This is a genomic window from Comamonas sp. C24C (assembly GCF_053345995.1).
Genome location: NZ_JBKFBC010000003.1, coordinates 26,029 through 47,757, shown reverse-complemented (window position 1 = coordinate 47,757; position 21,729 = coordinate 26,029). Strand labels below are relative to the sequence as shown.

Sequence of the window (21,729 nt, the reverse complement as noted above, 5' to 3'; positions counted from 1 at the left end):
ACATCCTCCACGACAGCAGGCGCACACTAGCACCCAAGCCCATCAAGAACCCAAAATACCTCAATAAAACAATCACCTAAGCGGCACCAGCCATGCGCTTCCAGCTATCGTGCGCATAGCAGACACAACTGACGCTCGGGCGCCACATTTGCGTGCGTATTTGTAAAAAACACCATACCTGCGTCCGTAGAATCTCCAGTTCGGTTCAAAAACTCAGATCGCCCTAAGGCTTACCAGCCCCAACAGCGCGACGCATACACGGCCTACTTTTTGGAGACACCATGCAGGCTTTACTTGCCCTGTCCAGGGCTATCGACAGGCTCAACGCCTTTGTCGGCAAATATTCAATCTGGCTGATATTTGCCGCCACCTTCATCAGCGCCGCCAACGCCATTGTTCGCAAGGCCTTCGACACCAGCTCCAATGCCTTTCTGGAAGTCCAGTGGTATCTGTTCGCATGGTCCTTTCTGATTGCGGCGGGCTACACCCTGCTGCACCGCGAGCATGTGCGCATCGACGTGATCAACAGCCGTCTGTCCAAAAAGGCCCAAGTCTGGATCGACATCATCGGCTTTGCCTTCTTTCTCACCCCTCTATGCCTGACCATTCTGTGGCTGAGCATGCCAGTGGTGATTCAGATGTACCAGTCCGGCGAGATGTCGGGCAACCCCGGCGGACTGATCCGCTGGCCCGTGTGGACAGCGATTCCTGTGGGCATCACCTTGCTGCTGCTGCAGGGCATCTCCGAGCTGATCAAGCGCATTGCCTTCCTGACCGGTGACGGCCCCGACCCCATGGGCAAGCTCAGCGACAAGAGCGCCGAGGAAGAGCTGGCCGAGGCCCTGCGTGCCGAAGCCGATCGCAAGCAGGCTGAGGCGCTGGCTGCCCAGGCCAAGGCATAACGGTAGCGGGAGACAATCAATGGAATTCATCGCTACCAACTACGCCCCCATCATGTTTGCGGGGTTGATCTGCTTTTTGCTGCTGGGCTTTCCAGTCGCCTTCAGCCTGGGCGCTGCGGGCCTGGCCTTCGGCTTTCTGGGCATCGAACTGGGCGTCTTCCCCTCCTCCGTGATGGCCTGGCTGCCCCAGCGCCTGATCGGCATCATGGCCAACGACACCCTGCTGGCCGTGCCCTTCTTCACCTTGATGGGCCTGATTCTCGAACGTTCCGGCATGGCGGAGGACCTGCTTGACACTGTCGGTCAGGTCTTCGGCCCCATCCGCGGCGGTCTGGCGCTGGCCGTGATCTTTGTGGGCGCCCTGCTGGCTGCCACCACCGGTGTGGTCGCCGCTTCGGTAATCTCCATGGGCCTGATCTCTCTGCCCATCATGCTGCGTTACGGCTATGACCGCCGCCTGGCATCGGGCGTGATTGCGGCCTCTGGCACGCTGGCCCAGATCATCCCGCCCTCGCTGGTGCTGATTCTGATGGCCGACCAGTTGGGCAAGAGCGTTGGAGATATGTACAAGGGTGCCTTCATCCCCGGCTTCATGCTCATGGGCCTGTATGTGCTGTGGGTGGTGATTCTTGCAATCTTCAAACCCAAGATGGTGCCTGCTCTCCCCCCTGAGGCACGTATCTATCGAGAAGCCAATGGCAACTCCGGCTATACCTCGCTGGTTGTGGTGATGGGTCTGTCCACCATCGTGGCCATCTTCCTGGCCAGCCATATGGCCGACCTGCACACCTGGTGGCAGGGCAAGGAAATCACCGAAGTCGCCACCGACGAGAAGATCGTCACAGCCATGTGCGGCGGCACCTTCATCGCCTTCGTGATCGCCTCGCTCAACCGGGTCCTCAAGCTGGGCCTGCTGTCCAAGCTGGCCGAGCGCGTGACCTTTGTGCTGATCCCCCCTCTGCTGCTGATCTTCCTGGTGCTGGGCACCATCTTCCTGGGCATTGCCACACCTACCGAAGGCGGTGCCATGGGCGCCATGGCGGCACTGATCATGGGTTTTGCCCGCCGTCGCCTGAACATGGACCTGCTCAAGCAGGCCCTGGCCTCGACCACCAAGCTGGCCAGCTTTGTGATGTTCATCATGATCGGCGCCACCACCTTCAGTCTGGTCTTCCAGGCTGCAGACGGCCCCAAGTGGGTGGAGCATCTGCTGACCAGCCTGCCCGGCGGCCAGGTGGGCTTCCTGATCGTGGTCAACATCATGATCTTCTTCCTGGCCTTCTTCCTGGACTACTTTGAACTCTCGTTCATCGTGGTGCCGCTGCTGGGCCCCGTGGCCGAGAAGATGGGCATCGACCTGATCTGGTTCGGCGTACTGCTGGCCGTGAACATGCAGACCTCGTTCATGCATCCGCCCTTCGGCTTTGCACTGTTCTTCCTGCGCTCCGTCGCACCGGACAAGCAGTACGTGGACAAGGTCACGCACAAGGTGATAGCGCCAGTCACGACCATGCAGATTTACAAGGGTGCCGTGCCCTTTGTGCTGATCCAACTGGTGATGGTGGGCGTGCTGATCGCCTTCCCCGGCATCGTGACCGGCGCGCTCGACAAGCCCGTGGTTGTGGACATGAACAAGGTGGGCGACGAAATGCTCAACCAGCTCAACGATGCCGGCGGCGGCTATGGTGCAGACAACCCGTTTGGAGCGCCTGAAGGCGGCGAGGAAGGCTCGGCCCCTGCAGAAGGCAGCCAGCCAGCCCCGGCTGCGCCCGATGCCAGCGGCTATGGCTCGGATGACCCGGCCAAGGCCTTGCAGGATTCACTGAGCATCGCACCTGCCGCCAAGTAAATCAACAGCTGCTACCGACACAGCCCCGGCTCGCCAGAGCCGGGGCTTTTTCATGGCTTGAAGATTGATGGGTGATAGATCCGCACCCTTCAGGAAGCTACCCTGACCATCACCGAGCTGCTGACTGCCGCCCCCGTTAACCCTGTGCCGACCTGCTGTCTCAAGCCGCCAATGCCCAGGAGTCTTGTGTGGAGCCGGCCTATCGCAGCAGAGATGGAATGCTGGCAACCGAAGGACAATGGGAACTGCCCTGCCGGGCCGATGTCATCCGCGTATCGAAAGACACCTCCGAGGCAGCGCAGGAGGACTCCCGGCATGATCTCGATGGCATGAAAAAACCGCAGCAAGCTGCGGTTTTTTCAACAGCCAGCGCATGGCGCCGGTGACTCTGATCGAGATCAGATCTTGGCAGTCGCCATGTACTGATTGAATGGGAACTCGGAGAAGCGGTTCCACAGGATCTGGTCGCGCTGGAAAGCGCGCATGTCCTGGTGAATCTTCTTGAATTCGGGCGACTTGGCTTCGTGCTCGGCAAACACCTCCATGGAAGCCTTGAAACCGGCGTCCATCAGCGGCTTGGGGAACATCTTCAGCTGGGTCTTGTTGGCCACCAGGCGCTTGATGGCCTGAGGGTTGAGCACCTGGTACTTGCTGGTCATGTCGGCGGCCGCCACGCGGGTTGCGGCGTCCAGGATCGCCTTGTTCTCGGGCGACAGCGCGTTGTACTTCTTCAGATTGATGAAGAACTCCAGGTCGGCAGAACCTTCCCACCAGCCGGGGTAGTAGTAGTAGGGAGCAACCTTGTTGAAGCCCAGCTTCTCATCGTCGTAGGGACCGACGAACTCCACGGCATCCAGCGTACCCTTTTCCAGGGCCTGATAAACATCACCGGCAGGCATGTTCTGTGCCACCACGCCCAGCTTGGCCATGGCTTCGCCGAACACGCCGCCACCCAGACGCATCTTCAGACCCTTGAGGTCTTCCACGGTCTTGATTTCCTTGCGGTACCAGCCACCCATCTGGGTCGTGGTGTTGCCTGCGGATGCGGTCTTGAAGTTGTACTTAGCAAAGAAGGCATCCAGCAGCTTGCGGCCATTGCCATGGTCTTTCCAGCCGTTCATCTGCAGCGTGGTCAGGCCGAAGGGCACGGCGCAGCTGAAGGCGAAGATGGGGTCCTTGCCGGTGAAATAGTAGGCCGCAGTCTGTGCCATATCGATGGTGTCGCCCTGCAGTGCATCCACCACACCGAAAGCGGGCATCAGCTCGCCAGCGGGGTGCACCGAGATCTCGAACTTGCCGCCCGACATGGCCTTGACCACTTGCGACAGCTTTTCAGCGCTGCCGAAGATGGTGTCCAGCGACTTGGGAAAGCTCGAGGCCAGGCGCCAGCGCACGGCGGCCTGGGCGTGAACAGCAGGTGCGGCGCCCGCAGCCAGCACGCCAGCGATACCGGCATTTTTCAGAATGGAACGACGATCCACTTTAGTCTCCTTGAGGAACAGATTGGCTGACACAGACCACTGATCTATGCCAGCTTGACTTATGCAACAGGCACAAAATGTACACGAGTCAATCGTTCAGCATGCGATAAAAAGTGACCGTTAGCTTAAGAAGTTCTACCTAGTTAGGTGTATCGAATTCGGCCTCGGCGGCCTGCCTGCGCTGCTTACAGCCGTACCGCGCTCATATAGCTGGCATAGCGGAATTCGGAGAAGCGGTCCCAGAGCAGCTGGTCATGCTGGAATCCGCGCATGCTGCGGTGAATCTTCTTGAACTGCGCCGACTTGGCCTCATGCTCGGCCATGGTGGCCATCACGGCCTTGAAGCCCGCATCCATGAGCTCGCGTGGAAAGGCGCGCAGCTGCACGCGTTCGCTGAGCAGCTTCTTGAGTGCCGCAGGGTTGTACGCCAGGTATTTGGCCGTCAGATCCTTGGCGGCCAGTGCCGCCGCGGCTTCCACCATGGCGCGCAGCTCGGGCGTCAGAGCTGCAAAGGACTTGGTATTGATGAAGTAGGCCAGCTCGGCGCCGCCCTCCCACCAGCCCGGATAGTAGTAGTAGGGAGCGATCTTGCCGAAGCCCAGCTTCTGGTCGTCATAGGGGCCGACGAACTCCACGGCATCAAGGCGGTTCTTTTCCAGCGCCTGCTGCGCATCCGCAATAGGCATGTTGACGGCCTGCACGCCTAGCTTTTGCAGCGCATCGCCGAGCAAGCCGCCGCCGGCGCGCATGCGCAGCCCGTGCAGATCCTGCACGGTCCTGATTTCCTTGCGGTACCAGCCCCCCATCTGCGTGCCGGTGTTGCCGGCGCTCAGGCTCTTGATGTTGTACTGGGCGTAGAAATCATCCATGAGCTTGCGCCCGCCGCCCCACTCCATCCAGGCATCCATCTGCCGCGCCGTCAGACCGAAAGGCACGGCGCACCCGAGTGCAAAGCAGTAGTCCTTGTCGGTGAAGTAGTACGGTGCCGTCAAAGCCATTTCGACCACGCCGTTCTGCACTCCCTCCATCACGCCAAACGCGGGCATCAGCTCGCCCGCGGAGTGCACGCTGACTTCGATCTGGCCACCCGACATGAGACGCAGCGACTGGGCAAACTTCTCGGCCCCGCCAGAGATGGCGTCAAGGACTTTGGGAAAACTCGTCACCAGGCGCCAGCGCAGCACCTCCTGGCTGCGCACCGCCGGAGCCACGCCCGCTGCCAGCACACCAGCCATGCCCACATGTTTGACGAGTGAGCGACGATCCATGAATATTTCTCCGCTAGTAGTTGTCGATTGCCAAGCTGGCTGCAGCAGCCTGATCACAGGCCGACAGCCACAGGCATTCTAGGAACGCAGACGCCGTCCGTGTGGCGATTCACGGTTGCCGTCAGTTTTCTTGACGGCAAGCAAAGAAAAAGGCCCTTCATGGAAGGGCCTGGTGTCAATCCATCGGACTTGCGCAAACCATGTCCGTATCGCGTCAGCCCGCAGCCAGACGCTTGCGGATGGAGGCTTCGATGCCTGCGGCATCCAGCCCCTGCAGCGCCAGCAGCTTGGCGGGATCGCCATGCTCAATGAACGCATCTGGCAGACCCAGCTGCAGCACGCTCTTGCTCAGACCGTTGGCGGCCAGGCATTCCATCACGGCACTGCCGGCGCCGCCCATGACGCAACCCTCTTCCAGCGTGACAATGAGTTCATGCTCGGCGGCGATCTTGAGCAGCAGTTCTTCGTCAAGCGGCTTGGCCCAGCGCATGTTGGCCACGCTGGCATCCAGTGCCTCAGCGGCCTGCAAGGCCGGGTACAGCAAGGTACCGAAGGCCAGAATCGCCACCTTCCCGGAGCTCGATTCGCGGCGCATCTCACCCTTGCCGAAGGGCAAAGCATCAAGACTCTCCAGCGGCGTCACGCCCACACCGGCACCGCGCGGATAGCGTACGCAGACGGGGTGATCCTGCTCATAGGCCGTGGTCAGCAACTGGCGGGTTTCGCGCTCGTCGGCCGGACAGGCCATGCTCATATTGGGAATGCAACGCACAAACGCAATGTCATAGGCGCCGGCGTGCGTGGCCCCGTCGGCACCCACCAGACCTGCGCGGTCCAGCGCGAACACCACGGGCAGGTTCTGCAGCGCGACGTCGTGGATCAGCTGGTCATAGGCACGCTGCAGGAACGTGGAATAGATGGCCACCACGGGCTTGACGCCTTCGCAGGCCATGCCGCCGGCAAAGGTCACGGCATGCTGCTCGGCAATGCCCACGTCGTAGTAGCGACCTGGAAAGCGCTTGTGGAACTCCACCATGCCCGAGCCCTCGCGCATGGCGGGCGTGATGCCGACCAGACGCTGGTCCTTGGCTGCCATATCGCAGAGCCAGTGGCCGAACACCTGGGTGAAGGTCTGCTTGGCAGGGATGGCGGACTTGACCAGACCGACAGCCGGATCGAATTTCCCGGGCCCGTGATAGGCCACGGGATCGGCCTCGGCCAGCTTGTAGCCCTGGCCCTTCTTGGTAACCACATGCAGAAACTGCGGGCCCTTGAGACCCTTGATGTTCTCCAGCGTGGGGATCAGCGAGTCGAGGTCATGACCATCGATGGGACCGATGTAGTTGAAGCCGAACTGCTCGAACATGGTGGCAGGCACGACCATGCCCTTGGCCTGCTGTTCCAGGCGCTTGGCCAGCTCCAGCAAGGGCGGCACCTGCTTGAGAACGCTCTTGCCCACATCGCGGGCCTTGGCATAGAACTGGCCGCTCATCAGCTGTGCCAGATAGCGATTGAGCGCGCCCACGGGTGGACTGATGCTCATGTCGTTGTCGTTGAGGATGACCAGCAGATTGGCATCGTGCACGCCGCCGTTGTTCAGTGCCTCGAAAGCCATGCCGGCCGTCATCGCACCGTCACCGATCACGGCGATTGCACGGCGGTCCTCGCCTTTTTGCTTGGCGGCCAGCGCCATGCCCAGCGCAGCAGAGATGCTGGTGGACGAGTGTGCCGTGCCAAAGGTGTCGTACTCGCTCTCGGCACGCTGAGGAAAGCCGGACAGGCCGCCGAACTGGCGCAGAGTGGCCATGCGATCGCGGCGACCGGTCAGGATCTTGTGCGGATAGGTCTGGTGGCCCACGTCCCAGACGATGCGGTCATAGGGCGTGTTGAACACCGAGTGCAGCGCCACGGTCAACTCCACCGTCCCCAGGTTGGAGCTGAGGTGCCCGCCGGTCCTTGAGACGCTGTCGATCACATAGGTGCGCAGCTCTGCGGCCAGCGTCTTGAGCTGGGCACGCGAGAGGCCGCGCATGTCTGCGGGATCGTTGATGTTGTGCAGCAGGGAAGAAGTATTCGTGGACATGTTCTATATTTTTTAATAGCTGCTAGCGCCAGCCAATATTCGGTTACAGAGCTTTTCCATTCAATCTCAATGGGTGCGCTGCACGACCATATCAGCAAGTGCGGCCAGGGCCTGGGTATCGGCCAGACCGCTGCGCGCCAGCGCGGCGTGGGCCTGCAGGCGCAACTCCTCGGCATGGGCTCTTGCAGCTTCCAGCCCCAGCAGCGATACAAATGTGGGCTTGTCATTGGCCGCATCCTTGCCCGCCGTCTTGCCCAGCGTTGCAGAGTCGGCCACCACATCCAGAATGTCGTCCACCACCTGGAACGCCACGCCCAGTGCCTGGCCGTAGTCGGTCAGCGCGGCCAGTGCCCTGGCGTCGGTCTGTGCATTGCAGGCGGCCCCCATGAGCACGCTGCCCAGCAGCAGTGCACCGGTCTTGAGACGGTGCATCTCGCGCAGTTGCGCCTCGCTCAGTTGCTTGCCCACGCTGGCCAGATCGATGGCCTGACCGCCAGCCATGCCATGGCTGCCCGCCGCCGCGCCCAGCAGGCGGCACAGCCTGGCCTGCATGGAGCAGGGAATGCCATCGTCTTCGGGCAGCAGCAGCTCGAAAGCCAGGGCCTGCAGAGCATCGCCGGCCAGCAGGGCCGAGGCTTCGCCGAACTGCACATGCACGGTAGGCTTGCCGCGACGCATGGTGTCGTTGTCCATGCAGGGCATGTCGTCGTGCACCAGGGAGTAAGCATGAATCAGCTCCACGGCACAACCGGCACGCAGCGTGGCCGCGGCCTGACCGCCAACCGCCTCCGCGGCCGCCCAGACCAGCAGCGGTCGCAAGCGCTTGCCGCCATCGAGCACGGCGTAACGCATGGCCTCACCCAGACCCGCAGGTGCATTGATGCCCACCCAGCGCGACAGCGCGTCTTCGGTGCGCACCAGTCGCTCCTGCATCCAGACGGAAAAATCCAGGGCAGTCTTGCCCTCGTTCAAAGGCGTCGATGGTTCGGCAATCATTGATTCATTCATGGGCTGCATCTTCAAGGCAAAACGCGCGGACACCGGGATCAGTCCTGGGTCCAGGCAGACAGCTTGCCTTCGTCCAATACCTTGACCTGCTCCTGCACGGCATCGAGCTGGCTGCGGCAAAAAACCAGCAACTCCGCAGCGCGCTGGTAGCCGCTGAGCATCTGCTCCAGCGGCAGCTGACCGGATTCGATCTGTGCAATCAGTTGCTCCAGCTCCTGCAAAGCAGCTTCATAGCTGGCAGGCTGTTCAGATTTTTTGGCGGCAGCGGCCTTGGGCATGGATGGTGTGGTCAATGTTGGACGGAAGCGACGATTTTAGGCGTCCCTGCACCATTGGCGTGCAATGCCCGCAAAGCCGGCTGGCGCGATATGTTTTGGCTGTCAATTCCCGACCGGCCCGGGCCTGCTGCGCCCGCCTTTTTGCCCAGCGGCAAGGGTTTGCAGGCGGCTGGCAACTTGCTGACAGGCTCCGACGGCACATGGACGAAATAACGCCAATACACGTACCAGAAAAACGGAAATAACCCCACAGCCTATAATCCCATTCCCGTCAAGCCGGCCCCGTGCCTGGTCATCCTGGTCGGGCAAACGCGTCGGCAGGCCATGCGCCACCGCCCATTGCCTGAGGCCCGTGTCCAGACAAGGCCGGTTTCGTTTTTTACCGTGTGCGCACGTGCACCCTCCCTGTGGGGAGTCTTTAGGTCAAGTCATCCATGACTGATTTAAGTCTTCAACTGCAGCAGGCCGCAAGCCAACTACCAGTTTCAAGTTATTTCGACGAAGCGCTGTTCCAGCGCGAGTTGGAAACGATTTTCAAGCGCGGCCCGCGCTATGTGGGCCACCAGCTGGCCGTTCCCGAGATAGGCGACTACTACGCCCTGCCTCAGGAAAAAGAGGGGCGGGCGCTGGTACGCAATGCCAAAGGCGAGATCGAGCTGATCTCCAACGTCTGCCGCCACCGCCAGGCCGTGATGCTCAAGGGGCGCGGCAATCTGCTGTCCGAAGGCAAGGGCCATGCCGGCGGCAATATCGTCTGCCCGCTGCACCGCTGGACCTACAGCACCAGCGGCGAGCTGCTGGGCGCCCCGCATTTCAGCCACGACCCCTGCCTGAACCTCAACAACTACCGCCTGCGTGAGTGGAACGGACTGCTGTTCGAGGACAACGGCCGCGACATCGAGGCCGATCTGGCCGGCATGAAGCTGCGCGAGCAGCTCCAGTTCGACGGCTTTGTGCTCGACCATGTCGAGATGCACGAGTGCAACTACAACTGGAAGACCTTTATCGAGGTCTATCTGGAGGACTACCACGTCGGCCCCTTCCACCCCGGTCTGGGCAACTTCGTCACCTGCGACGATCTGAAGTGGGAATTCGCCAGCGAGTACTCGGTGCAGACCGTGGGCGTGGCCCCCAGCTTCGGCAACCCGGGCTCGGACATCTACAAGAAGTGGCACGAGGTGCTGCTGGCCTACCGCAACGGCGAACTACCCGATCGCGGTGCCATCTGGCTGACCTACTACCCTCACATCATGGTGGAGTGGTATCCGCATGTGCTGACCGTCTCGACCCTGCACCCGCTGGCCGTGGACAGGACGCTGAACGTGGTGGAGTTCTTCTACCCCGAGGAAATCGCCGCCTTCGAGCCCGAGTTCGTGCAGGCCCAGAAGGCCGCCTACATGGAAACCTGCATCGAGGACGACGAGATCGCCGAGCGCATGGACGGTGGCCGCAAGGCCCTGTATGAACGCGGCGACAACGAGGTCGGCCCCTATCAGAGCCCCATGGAAGACGGCATGCAACATTTCCATGAATGGTATCGCCGCATCATGGGTGACAGCGTTCCCCAACGCTGAATGAGGTGAACCTCAAGACTGATAGCTGCTATCGCTTACCCCATAAGCACAGCAGCTATTTTTTATGCTGAATTGAGTGAGATATGCAAGCCCTGTGGATGGTGTTGGCCGCGTTGATTTTTGCGGTCATGAGTGTGTGTGTGAAGTTTGCCTCCCAGGACTTCAATGCGGCAGAGATCGTGTTCTACCGCGGCCTGGTCAGCATGGCGCTGCTGGTCTGGCTGGCCAGGCGCAGCGGCGTGACGCTGACCACCCAGTACTCGCGCGAGCATGCCTGGCGCAGCTTCGTCGGCGTGATCTCCATGGGAGCCTGGTTCTACGCCATCGGCCATCTGCCGCTGGCCACGGCCACCACGCTCAACTCCATGAGCAGCATCTGGATGGCGGTGTTTCTCATCGCCCAGGGCCTGTGGATGCGCCATACGCTGCGCAAGTCTTATGCGGCCGAGCCCGAAACCCGCCGTGCCATTCCACCCTTCCCCTGGGGCCTGGTGTCCACCGTGGTGGCGGGCTTTGTCGGCGTGCTGCTGGTGCTGCGCCCGACCAGCGCACCGGCCAGCGAATGGGTCGCCGCGCTCGGCGGCCTGTTTGGCGGTATGTTTGCGGCCATGGCCTATATGCAGGTGACAACCCTGTCGCGCCTGGGCGAGCCTGAGACCCGCGTGGTGTTCTATTTCTCGGTCGGTTCGGCCATTGCCGGCGGCATCACCATGCTGTTCACCGGCATCTCGCCCTTCCCCGGCTGGAGCGCTCTGTGGCTGGTGCCCGTGGGCGTACTGGCCGCCGTGGCCCAGGTCTGCATGACCAAGGCCTATGCCTCGGCCGGCAGCAAGAGCAACACCCTGGTCGTCGCCAATCTGCAGTACTCGGGCATTGTGTTTGCCGCCCTGCTCAGCCTGGTGCTGTTCGGCGAGAGCATTCCCCTGATCGGCTGGGGAGGCATCGTGCTCATCGTCGCCAGCGGCGCCGCTGCCACCACCTTGCGCTCCAGAGGCTAACCGTGCCGGGGTGCCGAGCATCTGCGCCATGCCCCCCTGCCTGCGTCAGCGACCAGGCCAGATCCGCGCGGCTGGCCATATCCAAACAATGAAGGCCGCTTGAGTCCGGTGCGCTGACCCGATCGCATAATGGTTTGCATCACGCAAGGCTGCACGCAGTGCCGTCTGCAACAGTCAATCTTTGGAGCAGCAAGCCATGAACCACTCGACGCCCGAGCATTACAACACCCTGATTTCCGTCGAACAGCTGGCCCGGCTCAAGGCCAGCGGCAAGCCCTTGATGGTGTTTGACTGCAGCTTTGACCTCATGAACCCGCCTGCCGGCCGAGAGCAGTATCTGCAGGCCCATATCCCGGGCGCCGTCTTCGCCGACCTGGACAAGAATCTCAGCGCACCGCACGGCACGCCCGGCGAGGACGGACAGGTCGCCACCAGCGTGCAATCGGCCTCGGGGGGTCGCCACCCGCTGCCCACGCGCGAGCGCTTTTCCGCCTGGCTGTCCTCCATAGGCTTTGCCAACGATATGCAGGCCGTGGTCTACGACCGCAACGCCGCCAATTACTGCGGCCGCCTGTGGTGGATGCTGCGCTGGGCCGGCCACGATGCCGTGGCGGTGCTTGATGGCGGGCTGCAGGCCTGGCAGGCGGCCGGCCAGCCCCTGGGCAGCGGGGAAGAGCCCGGCCATTTCCAGTCCAACTTTGAACTGGGCCAGCCGCTGGAGACGCTCAAGACCGTCTCTCAGGTCGAGGCCGATCTGGGTCAAGCCACCCAGACCCTCATCGATGCCCGGGCCCCGGCCCGCTACCGCGGCGAGGTGGAGCCTCTGGATCCCGTGGCCGGCCATATTCCGGGCGCGCTGAATCGCCCGTTCAGCAGCAATATCGCCGCCGACGGACGCTTCAAGCCCGCAGCGCTGCTCAAGGCCGAGTTTGACCAGTTGCTGGCCGGACACGATCCCGCCAGCGTGGTGCACCAGTGCGGCAGCGGCGTCAGCGCCACCCCCAATGTGCTGGCCATGCGCATTGCCGGCTTCGCGCCCACGGCCTTGTTTGCCGGCAGCTGGAGCGAGTGGTGCAGCCAGCCTTCGCGGCCGGTCGAGAGGGGCTGAGCCTGACGCATGCCGGTGCCGCTCCAGGCACCGGCTTCGAGCGGGCACGCCTGTCTCCCTGCACTTGCCGGGTTCACTCCCCGCTCCTTGAGCAGGCCAGGCCGTGATCAGCGCCCTACCCATGTAGGCCAAGCCCGCTCCATCGCAGTGCTCCGGATCTTGGCGGCATGGCCGACGCCCATGTCCGCACTCGCATGTCGATGCAGCTTGGCAACCCGGATGCAGGCCGCTATCACAGGGAATCCGGACCGTCTTGTTTCATAGGCGATCAGATACCGAACAAAAAGCCGCCTATTTCCTCGTTTGTCATCTTCCGGACAGATTCACAATACATGCACCAGCGGAATCCGGCCTGATGCAATGTCAGCCCCCAACCGGCATCCCAAGTCATCCCGACGGACGGCAAGGCAGTAAGGGAAATCTTACAGGCCTGCCTGTAAAACCAGACCGGCGATACCGACGCTCCCCGACTTCAGTTCGATCAAGGCTTGAAACACAATTCATTTCAACAGATCGAAACACTTTTAACGTCTTGTTTGTGTGTGCCGTGACGGTCTGTCGAGATTGAAAGGACTGGACCCATGAACAACGAACAACTGCTTGCCGAGATCCGCGAAGCCAACCTCACCTACCTGATGCTGGCCCAGACCCTGATCCGCCAGGACAAGGCCGAGGCCGTGTTCCGTCTGGGTCTGAACGAAGAGTCCTGCGACCTGCTGGGCTCGCTGTCTTCGGCCCAGGTGCTCAAGCTGGCATCGCGCAACACCTTGCTGGCCAGCTTCCGCGCCGATGACGAAATGGTCTGGAGCCTGCTGACCAACCACAGCAGCAACAAGATCGGCAACGCCGCCACCAATACGCTGCACGCCAACATCCTGATGGCCAGCCGTGTCTCCGAAGTGCTCTGAGCACCCGCTAGCGACTACCTGGTTTTAAGGAGAGACAGATGCCCGCCGCCAAGACTGCCACCAAAAGCGTTCTGAACGAATCCAAGCAAATCGAGCGCGCCGCCATGCTCATCGAGATGGGCGCCCGCATGCAGGTGCTGGAGTCCGAGACCACGCTGTCTTATGAACGCCTGATCCGGCTATACAAGGAAATCTCGGGCAAGTCTCCCTCCAAGGGCCAGCTGCCGTTTTCCACGGACTGGTTTCTGACCTGGCAGGAAAACATCCACAGCTCGCTGTTCCTCAACATCTACGAATACCTGTCCAAGGGCGTGGAGCTGGACTCGGCCGAGCAGCTGACCAAGGCCTATCGCCTCTATACCGAACAGATTCAGGCTGCCGAACTCGAGGTGCTGCTGTCCTTTACCCGCGCCTGGCGCCTGGTGAAGTTTGTCGATGCACAGATGCTCACGCGCACCCAGTGCTCGGTCTGCAAGGGCCAGTTCGTGACCGAGCCTTACGAGAATGCGCGCCACTACCAGTGCGGCCTGTGCAATCCTCCCGCTCGCGCCGGCAAGAGCAAGGCCGCTGGGTCCTTGATGCTTCACTAACCCCCTGAGCGGCTGTGCCGCTTCCACCTCTCTCTTCGGGAGGGGGACGGCAGCCTCGCTGCGCGGCGGCGCTTGCTTGCTGCCTCTGGTCTGGAGCACGCCAGTTTTAAAGCTCAACTTTCATAGCTATTAGCGCCATACGTAAAAGGGTTTGAAGCATTTACTTGCCTCAAACCCTTTATGCGTTGGCGCAAGCAGCTCCTAAAGATGTAGCCTATCCTCCATGATCTGCTGCGGCGGCTTCAGCGTGTCCGGCCTTGATGGCCGAGAAACTGCGACGGCGCTTGCTGGATGGCTCGCTGTGCAAGCGCGCTTGCCTGAGGACTCTTCAACTTTCATAGCTTGTGGCGCCATACAACAAAGGGTTTTAAGCATTTATATGCCTAAAACCCTTTATTCATTGGCGACAAAAGCTCCAAATTCAGGAGCAGCCATCAACAGCCTCAACCCGTGTTGCGCACTCCGGCGGCAATGCCGTTGATGGACAGGTGGATGCCGTTCTTGACCCTGTCGTCGGTCTGTCCTGCACGCCAGCGGCGCACCAGCTCCACCTGCAGGTGGTTGAGCGGATCGATATAGGGGAAGCGGTGGCGGATGGAACGCGCCAGCGCGGAGTTGTGCTCCAGGCGCTGCTTGTCGCCCGTGATCTGGTTGAGCGCTTCCACCGTGCTCTGCCACTCGGCCTCGATCGCACCGAAGATGCGGCGGCGCAAGCGCGTGTCGGTCACCAATTCGCTGTAGCGCGAGGCCAGGTTCAGGTCGCTCTTGGCCAGCACCATGTCCATATTCGACAACAGGGTGCGGAAGAACGGCCACTGGCGGTACATCTTCTGCAGCAGCGCCAGCTGTGCCTTGGCATCCTTGCCGGGGCGGTGGATGAAGGCCTGGATCGCCGAGCCGAAACCGTACCAGCCCGGCAGCGTCAGGCGGCACTGGCCCCAGCTGAAGCCCCAGGGAATGGCGCGCAGGTCCTCGATGGCCTGGGTCGCCTTGCGCGATGCGGGGCGCGAGCCGATATTGAGTTCGGCGATCTCGCGAATCGGCGTGCTGCTGAAGAAGTAATTGGTAAAGCCCGGAGTCTCATAGACCAGCGCACGGTAGGCCGCCATGCTGGTTTCAGACAGAAACGCCGCAGCCTCCAGGAAGGCCTTGGTCGCCGGCTTGGTCGGCTGCAGCAGTGTGGCCTCCAGCGTGGCGGCCACCAGGGTCTCCAGATTGCGGCGTCCGATCTCGGGGTTGGCATATTTGGAGGCGATGACCTCGCCTTGCTCGGTCAAGCGGATCTGACCACGCACCGTGCCTGGCGGCTGCGCCAGAATGGCCTGGTAGCTGGGGCCGCCGCCACGCCCCACAGTGCCGCCGCGGCCGTGGAACATGCGCAGCCGAATGCCGTAGTGATCGGCCAGATCGTCAAACAGATCGACCAGCGCAATCTCGGCCCGGTACAGCTCCCAGTTGCTGGTGAAGATGCCGCCGTCCTTGTTGCTGTCGCTGTAGCCCAGCATGATGTCCTGCTCGCCACCGCTTTTCCGGACCAGCTCGGCAATGCCGGGCAACTGGTAGTAGCGGCGCATGATGGGCGCAGCATTGCGCAGGTCCTCGATGGTCTCGAACAGCGGCACCACGATCAGGTCGCATTGCGCACCGTCCTGCAGGGTGCCGCGCAGCAGGCCCACTTCCTTTTGCAGCAGCAGCACCTCGAGCAGATCGCTGACGGTCTCGGTGTGGCTGATGATGCAATGGCGAATCGCCTCGCCGCCCAGGCGCTCGCGCAGGCGCTTGGCGGTCTCGAAGATGGCCAGCTCGCTGCGCGTGTGGTCGCCGTAGTCGCCGCCCATGACGCGCAGGGGGCGTGCGTCTTCGAGCAGGCGCACCAGCAGCGCGCATTTGGCGTCTTCTTCGAGCAGGCTGTAATCGAGCTCGACCTTGGCGACCGAGAGCAGCTCGCGCACCACTTCCTCATGCTTGTCCGAGCTCTGGCGCAGGTCCACCGTGGACAGATAGAAGCCGAAGACCCGCACCGCGCGCATCAGCGGGCGCAGGCGCTGCGGCGCCAGGGCATCGCCGTGATAGCGCGACAGCGAGTCGTCGATGATCTGCAGATCGGCCAGAAACGCGTCGGCCGATGCATAGGCATTCTGGGGCGCCACGGCATGGCGTGCCGCCTCGCCGCCCGTCAGCTGCTTGAGCGTCGCGGCCAGACGCGCATAGATGCCCGTCAGCGCCCGGCGATAAGGCTCGTCGCTACGGTGCACATTGTGGTCGGGCGAGGCATCGGCCAGCGCCTGCATCTCGGGCGTGATGTCGACCAGATTGGCCGACAGCGACAGCTCGCCGCCCAGGTAGTGCACCTCGCGCAGATAGTGGCGCAGCGCCACGTCGGCCTGACGCGTCAGAGCCAACTCCAGACTCTCGGCCGTCACAAAGGGATTGCCGTCGCGATCGCCGCCTATCCATTGGCCCATGCGCAAAAAGCTCTGTTCGGGCAGCTTCTCGCCCAGCTCCTGTTCCAGCTGCTCGTAGATCTTGGGGATCTCCTGCAGGAACGTCGCCTCGTAGTAGGACAGGGCGTTCTCGATCTCGTCGGCCACCGTGAGCTTGGAATGGCGCAGCAGCCGCGTCTGCCAGAGCTGGGCCACGCAGGCACGCAACTGCGCTTCCACCCGCGTCAGCTCGCGCGGGGTGAGCGCATCCTTGGCACTGTTGTAGAGCTGGGCGCGCATCAGGATATCGTCGCGCTCGGCCAGCAACTGGGCAATGCGGCGCTCGGCCGTCAGAATGCTCTGGCGCTGCACCTCGGTGGGGTGGGCCGTCAGCACGGGCGAGATGAAGCTCTTGGCCAGCGTGTCGACCACCGTGGCGGGCGAGATGCCCGCCCAGCGCAGGCGCGCCAGTGCCACCTCGATGCTGCCTTCCTGTGTGTTGCCGGCGCGCTCGTGCACGGCGCGGCGGCGGATGTGGTGGCGGTCTTCAGCCAGATTGGCCAGGTGCGAGAAATAGGTGAAGGCGCGAATCACGCTCACCGTCTGGTCGCTGGACAGTCCCTTGAGCAGCTTCTTGAGTGCCTTGTCGGCCGCTTCGTCGGCATCGCGCCGAAAGGCCACCGAAAGCTGGCGTACCTGCTCGACCAGCTCGTAGGCCGGCCCACCTTCCTGCTCGCGAATCACATCGCCCAGAATGCGCCCCAGCAGCCGTATGTCCTCGATCAACGGCAAATCCTTGTCGGTCTTGCGTGCCGGTTTTTCGCCATGTTTGTCTGCATGTGCGGCGCTCTTGGGGCGGGCGGAAGGCATGAACTATTCTCCTTGGGCACGGTGTAAGGCAACTCGCCATGCTAGCATTCCCTGTTACCCGTTCGAGACCGCGCCGTCATGAAATTTTCTGCATCCTCACCCACATCCATCGTCATTGCCACACGCGAGAGCCAGCTGGCCATGTGGCAGGCCGAGCATGTGCAGGCGATCTTGCGCGGCCGAGGCCACAGCGTGGATCTGCTGGGGATGACGACCAAGGGCGACCAGATTCTGGACCGTGCCCTGTCCAAGGTGGGCGGCAAGGGCCTGTTCGTCAAGGAGCTGGAAGTGGCTCTCGAGGAAGGCCGCGCCGATCTGGCCGTGCACTCCTTGAAGGATGTGCCCATGGAGCTGCCCGAAGGCTTTGTGCTGGCCTGCGTGATGACGCGCGAAGACCCGCGCGACGCCTTTGTCTCCAACCGCTATGCATCGCTGGACGAGCTGCCCCAGGGTGCTGTTGTCGGCACCTCCAGCCTGCGTCGCCAGGCCCTGCTGCAGGCGCTGCGCCCCGACCTCAAGATCGAGGCCTTGCGCGGCAATGTCAACACCCGCCTGCGCAAGCTCGACGAAGGTCAGTACGACGCCATCGTGCTCGCCGCCGCCGGCCTGATGCGCCTGGAGATGAGCGAGCGCATCCGCGCCAGGTTCGATCCGGCCCAGATGCTTCCCGCCGCAGGCCAGGGTGCATTGGGCATCGAGGTGCGCGCAGACCGCCAGGACATCATCGACGCCCTGGCCCCGCTGGCCCATATGCCCACCTGGCTGACCGTGACCGCAGAGCGCGCCGTCAGCCGCTGCATGGGCGGCAGCTGCTCCATGCCACTGGCGGCCTATGGCCGCTTTGAAGGCGACACCCTGCACATGGATGCGGCCTGGGGCGACATGGAAGGCGACAAGGGCCTGGTGCGCGTGCAGGCCAGCGCCAGCGTGACGGACTTTGCCAGCGCCAACGCCCTGGGCGAACAACTGGCTGCGCAGCTGCAAGCGGCGGGTGCCGTGCCTGCGGCGCCCAAGCAGGACTGAGCCACGCCTGCCCATGCGCCGTGTTCTGGTCACCCGCCCTTTGCATGATGCGAAACCCTGGGTCGACGCGTTTCGTGCCCGCGGCCTGCAAGCCGAGGCCTTGCCGCTGCTGGCCATCGCTGGCTGCACGGACCCGGCTGCCCATCAGGCTCTGCTGAGCGCACGCCAGCTGGCGCTCAAGCCCGGGCACTACCGGGCCGTGATGTTTGTCAGCGGCAATGCAGCGAAGTATTTCTTTACGCCAAACACGCCTCAAACGCTTACTGGGAAACCGCTTCTAGCTCCTGATACCAGAGCATGGACTCCGGGCCCGGGTACGGAGCGTGCCTTGCTGGAGCTCGGGTTGAACTCCCACCAGATCGACGGCCCCAGCCCCGATGCCGCCCAGTTCGAGTCCGAAGCGCTGTGGCAGAACGTCCATGACCAGATTCGAGCGGGCGACCGCGTGCTGATCGTGCGCGGCGCCAGCCCTGCCACCGGCAATGCTGGCAAGCCTGCACCATCCACCCAAGGTGCGGGCCGTGACTGGCTCGCAGCCCGGCTGCGTGAAGCCGGTGCCGAGGTGGAGCTGCTGGCCGTGTATGAGCGCCAGCTTCCCAGCTGGACGGCGCAGCAGCTGGATGTCGCGCGGCAGGCCGCCAGCGACGGCAGCCTGTGGCTGTTCAGCAGCTCGGAAGCTGTTGCCAACCTGCAACAGCTTCTGCCCCAACAAAAATGGAACCTGGGGTTAGCGCTCACCACCCATGAACGCATTGCCAGCAAAGCACTTTCAGCAGGTTTCGGTCGGGTTTTGCACAGTCGCCCAAGTCTGGATGATGTGGTGGCGTCTATAGAATCGGCTCTATGAGCTCCGATGCCATCCCCACCTCCGACAAGCAACCCATAGCCCCACCACCCAGCCAGGACCATCCCGCCCCCGTTCAGACCGGGCGGGGCGCGCCCGTGGCTCTGGTGCTGACGCTGGGCACGGTGGCTGCCGCAGCCCTGGTTGCCTGCGGCATGCTGTGGCAGCGCGTGGGCAATATGCAGGAGCAATTGGCGCGTCAGTCGGCGCAATCGGGCGCTCAGTCGGTGGAGGCACGCACCTTGGCCAAGGACGCTCAGGATCTCGCCCGCGACAGTGCTGCACGCGTTTCCGTAATGGAGGCGCGTGTGGCCGAAATCAGCCTGCAGCGCAACCAGCTTGAAGAGCTGATGCAGAGCATGTCGCGCTCGCGCGATGAAAACCTGGTGGCCGATATCGACTCCTCGGTACGCATGGCCCAGCAGCAGGCCGAGCTCTCGGGCAGCCTGCAGCCGCTGGTCGCCAGCCTCAAATCGGCGAGAAAGCGTGTGGAAAGCACGGCCCAGCCACGTCTGGCCCCGGTGGTGCGCGCCATCGACCTGGATCTGGACAAGCTCTCGCGCATGAGCGTGACGGACACCACGGGAGTGCTCAGCCGTATCGAAGACCTGATCCGTCAGGTGGACGACCTGGCCCTGATCAACGATGTGGGTCGCCCACGCGCGCGCGATGCCCAGCCCCGCAAGACGGCGGCCGCCCATGACACGCCCGAGGACGCCAATCTCTCGCCCACGCAGTGGATCTGGTGGCAAGGCCAGGGTCAGCGGGTCTGGGACTCCTTCAGGGACGGCGCGGCCGACCTGGTGCGCGTGCGCCGCATCGATCACCCCGAGGTGGCCCTGCTGGCTCCCGAGCAGGGCTATTTCCTGCGCGAAAACCTCAAGCTGCAACTGCTCAATGCCCGTCTGGCCCTGCTGTCACGCCAATGGGAGTCGGCCCGTGCCGACCTGAGCGCGGCAGGCGCCCTGCTCAACAAATACTTCGACGCACGCTCGCGGCGTACCCAGATCGCCCAGGCACAGCTGCAGCAGATTCAGGCCAATCTGCATTCGGGCGGACGCGTACAGCTTGAAGACACGCTGAATGCACTGGCCACGGCGGCAGCCGGCCGCTGATCGGGGAGGACACAGAGATGCGCGCCGCCTTGTGGTTGATGGGTCTGTTTGCCGTGGCCGTGGCCATGGCCTTGTTTGCCGGCAATAACCAAAGCTCGGTCACCTGGTTCTGGTCGCCTTACCGGGTGGACATGTCGCTGAACCTGGCCCTGGTTCTGCTCTTTCTCGCGTTCGTGCTGCTCTATGCCGCGCTGCGCGCTCTGGCGGTGCTGCTGCAAATGCCGCACCAGGCACGCCGCTGGCGCATGCAGCAAAAAGAGCGCGGCATGAACCAGAGCCTGCTCGAAGCGCTCTCGCATCTGCAAGCCGGCCGCTTCCTGCGCGCCCGCAAGTCCGCGCTCGCGGCCCTGTCCACCGAACAATCGCTGCGCGACGCCAAAGCCGGCCTGCCTTATGGCGAGCGCCTCAACGCCACCGCCCATCTGATCGCCGCCGATGCATCCCATGCCTTGCAGGATGCCGCCCTGCGCGACCAGCACTGGCAGCAGGCTCTGGACGTGCTGCCAGTGCCCGGCAACACCCAGGACTCGGAAATTCGCGAAGGCGCCCAGATGCGCGCCGCCCGCTGGGCACTGGACGACCGCGATGCCGCCGAATCGATTCGGCGCCTGGGCGAGCTGCCACTGGGTGCGGGCCGCCGCACGATTGCCCTGCGCATCAAGCTCAAGGCCGCACGCCTGTCCGGCAACACGCAGGTGGCGCTGGACACCGCCCGTCTGCTGGCCAAGCACCGCGCCTTCTCTCCCGCAGCCTCGGCCAGCGTGGTGCGCGGCCTGCTGCTGGCCAGCATCCGCGATGCGCGCGACACCTCGTCGCTGCAGCAGTTCTGGCTGTCGCTGGACGAGGACGAGCGCGCCATGCCCGAAGTGGCCATTCCGGCCACCGAGCGCCTGATCGAACTGGGCGGCGAAGCCCAGCAGGCGCGCACCTGGCTGCTGCCGGTTTGGGAACATCTGCTGACCCAGCCCGGCCCGCGCACGGAAACGCATCTGCCCAAGCTGGTGGAGGTGCTGCAATCGAGCCTGGGCAAGCTGGATGGCGCCTGGCTGGCGCGCATGGAGGCTGCGGCCAATGCCAACCCGCGCGAGCCGCGCCTGCAATACCTGGCCGGCATGGCCTGCGTGCAGCGCGAGCTGTGGGGCAAGGCCCAGCAGTTGCTGACCCGCGCCGCACCGCTGCTGCAAGATCCCCAGTTGCGCACCCGCGCCTGGCAGCGCCTGGCGCTGATGGCCGAGCACCGTGGCGATATGGAGGCTTCGGCCATCGCCTGGAAGCTCGCAGCCCAGGCCATGGTGGTACTGCCGGACAATCCGGCGCAGGACGAATAGGCGCTGCCTCGCAAGGAGCACGGCGTCGCACGGACGCTGTGCGGCCAACGACCCCGCAGCCCCCTGGTGCAAAGCAAAA

The 21,729-nt window shown here is 63.1% G+C and carries 18 protein-coding genes; 12 read left to right on the top strand and 6 right to left on the bottom strand.

Features of this window, described 5'->3' with window-relative positions; all coding sequences use genetic code 11:
- Window positions 1–281 precede the first annotated feature (281 nt).
- The 3 genes from ACLBXN_RS07155 to ACLBXN_RS07145 all read left to right on the top strand — a co-directional run bounded on the left by ACLBXN_RS07155 (window position 282) and on the right by ACLBXN_RS07145 (window position 3,137).
- The gene (locus tag ACLBXN_RS07155; protein ID WP_003069181.1) at window positions 282–902 is read left to right on the top strand and encodes a TRAP transporter small permease subunit; all 621 of its coding nucleotides are present in this window, start codon (window positions 282–284) and stop codon (window positions 900–902) included.
- A 19-nt stretch (window positions 903–921) separates the two neighbouring features.
- Window positions 922–2,751 (top strand): TRAP transporter large permease, encoded by a 1,830-nt coding sequence (locus ACLBXN_RS07150; RefSeq protein WP_447611656.1) that lies wholly within the window; start codon window positions 922–924, stop codon window positions 2,749–2,751.
- 218 nt (window positions 2,752–2,969) lie between these two features.
- Complete coding sequence (locus tag ACLBXN_RS07145) at window positions 2,970–3,137, top strand: hypothetical protein (protein WP_447611655.1); 168 nt, start codon at window positions 2,970–2,972, stop codon at window positions 3,135–3,137.
- A gap of 12 nt (window positions 3,138–3,149) precedes the next feature.
- Here the strand turns inward: ACLBXN_RS07145 and ACLBXN_RS07140 are convergent, their stop codons facing one another.
- The 5 genes from ACLBXN_RS07140 to xseB all read right to left on the bottom strand — a co-directional run bounded on the left by ACLBXN_RS07140 (window position 3,150) and on the right by xseB (window position 8,869).
- The gene (locus tag ACLBXN_RS07140) at window positions 3,150–4,232 is read right to left on the bottom strand and encodes a TRAP transporter substrate-binding protein (RefSeq protein WP_003052850.1); all 1,083 of its coding nucleotides are present in this window, start codon (window positions 4,230–4,232) and stop codon (window positions 3,150–3,152) included.
- Between the two features lie 185 nt (window positions 4,233–4,417).
- Complete coding sequence (locus ACLBXN_RS07135; protein WP_211459583.1) at window positions 4,418–5,500, bottom strand: ABC transporter substrate-binding protein; 1,083 nt, start codon at window positions 5,498–5,500, stop codon at window positions 4,418–4,420.
- Window positions 5,501–5,714: 214 nt separating this feature from the next.
- On the bottom strand, window positions 5,715–7,583 hold the full coding sequence (gene dxs, locus ACLBXN_RS07130; protein WP_447611654.1) for a 1-deoxy-D-xylulose-5-phosphate synthase: 1,869 nt from the start codon (window positions 7,581–7,583) through the stop codon (window positions 5,715–5,717).
- 66 nt (window positions 7,584–7,649) lie between these two features.
- Window positions 7,650–8,591, bottom strand: a complete 942-nt coding sequence (locus ACLBXN_RS07125; RefSeq protein WP_447611653.1) for a polyprenyl synthetase family protein — start codon at window positions 8,589–8,591, stop codon at window positions 7,650–7,652.
- 38 nt (window positions 8,592–8,629) lie between these two features.
- The gene (xseB, locus tag ACLBXN_RS07120; RefSeq protein WP_043004723.1) at window positions 8,630–8,869 is read right to left on the bottom strand and encodes an exodeoxyribonuclease VII small subunit; all 240 of its coding nucleotides are present in this window, start codon (window positions 8,867–8,869) and stop codon (window positions 8,630–8,632) included.
- A 434-nt stretch (window positions 8,870–9,303) separates the two neighbouring features.
- Between xseB and ACLBXN_RS07115 the strand changes: the two genes are divergently transcribed.
- The 5 genes from ACLBXN_RS07115 to flhC all read left to right on the top strand — a co-directional run bounded on the left by ACLBXN_RS07115 (window position 9,304) and on the right by flhC (window position 14,047).
- Window positions 9,304–10,443, top strand: a complete 1,140-nt coding sequence (locus ACLBXN_RS07115) for an aromatic ring-hydroxylating oxygenase subunit alpha (protein ID WP_003078766.1) — start codon at window positions 9,304–9,306, stop codon at window positions 10,441–10,443.
- An 83-nt stretch (window positions 10,444–10,526) separates the two neighbouring features.
- Entirely contained in the window at window positions 10,527–11,441 is a 915-nt protein-coding gene (locus ACLBXN_RS07110) for a DMT family transporter (RefSeq protein WP_003052839.1), read from the top strand.
- 196 nt (window positions 11,442–11,637) lie between these two features.
- The gene (locus ACLBXN_RS07105; RefSeq protein WP_447611652.1) at window positions 11,638–12,549 is read left to right on the top strand and encodes a sulfurtransferase; all 912 of its coding nucleotides are present in this window, start codon (window positions 11,638–11,640) and stop codon (window positions 12,547–12,549) included.
- Window positions 12,550–13,130: 581 nt separating this feature from the next.
- The gene (gene flhD / locus ACLBXN_RS07100) at window positions 13,131–13,457 is read left to right on the top strand and encodes a flagellar transcriptional regulator FlhD (protein ID WP_003069145.1); all 327 of its coding nucleotides are present in this window, start codon (window positions 13,131–13,133) and stop codon (window positions 13,455–13,457) included.
- Window positions 13,458–13,495: 38 nt separating this feature from the next.
- Window positions 13,496–14,047, top strand: a complete 552-nt coding sequence (gene flhC / locus ACLBXN_RS07095) for a flagellar transcriptional regulator FlhC (RefSeq protein ID WP_003052834.1) — start codon at window positions 13,496–13,498, stop codon at window positions 14,045–14,047.
- Window positions 14,048–14,490: 443 nt separating this feature from the next.
- Here flhC and ppc read toward each other — a convergent pair whose 3' ends face one another.
- Window positions 14,491–17,340 (bottom strand): phosphoenolpyruvate carboxylase, encoded by a 2,850-nt coding sequence (gene ppc / locus ACLBXN_RS07090; protein ID WP_447611651.1) that lies wholly within the window; start codon window positions 17,338–17,340, stop codon window positions 14,491–14,493.
- A 78-nt stretch (window positions 17,341–17,418) separates the two neighbouring features.
- Between ppc and hemC the strand changes: the two genes are divergently transcribed.
- From hemC to ACLBXN_RS07070, 4 genes are read left to right on the top strand one after another with little or no spacing between them, the layout of a single operon-like run.
- The gene (hemC, locus tag ACLBXN_RS07085; protein ID WP_343678257.1) at window positions 17,419–18,363 is read left to right on the top strand and encodes a hydroxymethylbilane synthase; all 945 of its coding nucleotides are present in this window, start codon (window positions 17,419–17,421) and stop codon (window positions 18,361–18,363) included.
- A gap of 13 nt (window positions 18,364–18,376) precedes the next feature.
- Window positions 18,377–19,210 (top strand): uroporphyrinogen-III synthase, encoded by an 834-nt coding sequence (locus ACLBXN_RS07080; RefSeq protein ID WP_447611650.1) that lies wholly within the window; start codon window positions 18,377–18,379, stop codon window positions 19,208–19,210.
- Window positions 19,207–20,322 carry a uroporphyrinogen-III C-methyltransferase gene (locus ACLBXN_RS07075; protein WP_211459568.1) on the top strand — a complete coding sequence of 372 codons (1,116 nt, stop codon included), beginning with the start codon at window positions 19,207–19,209 and terminating at the stop codon, window positions 20,320–20,322. Before ACLBXN_RS07080 ends, ACLBXN_RS07075 begins: the two co-directional genes overlap by 4 nt.
- A 17-nt stretch (window positions 20,323–20,339) precedes the next feature.
- The gene (locus ACLBXN_RS07070; RefSeq protein WP_043004713.1) at window positions 20,340–21,650 is read left to right on the top strand and encodes a heme biosynthesis protein HemY; all 1,311 of its coding nucleotides are present in this window, start codon (window positions 20,340–20,342) and stop codon (window positions 21,648–21,650) included.
- Window positions 21,651–21,729 lie beyond the last annotated feature (79 nt).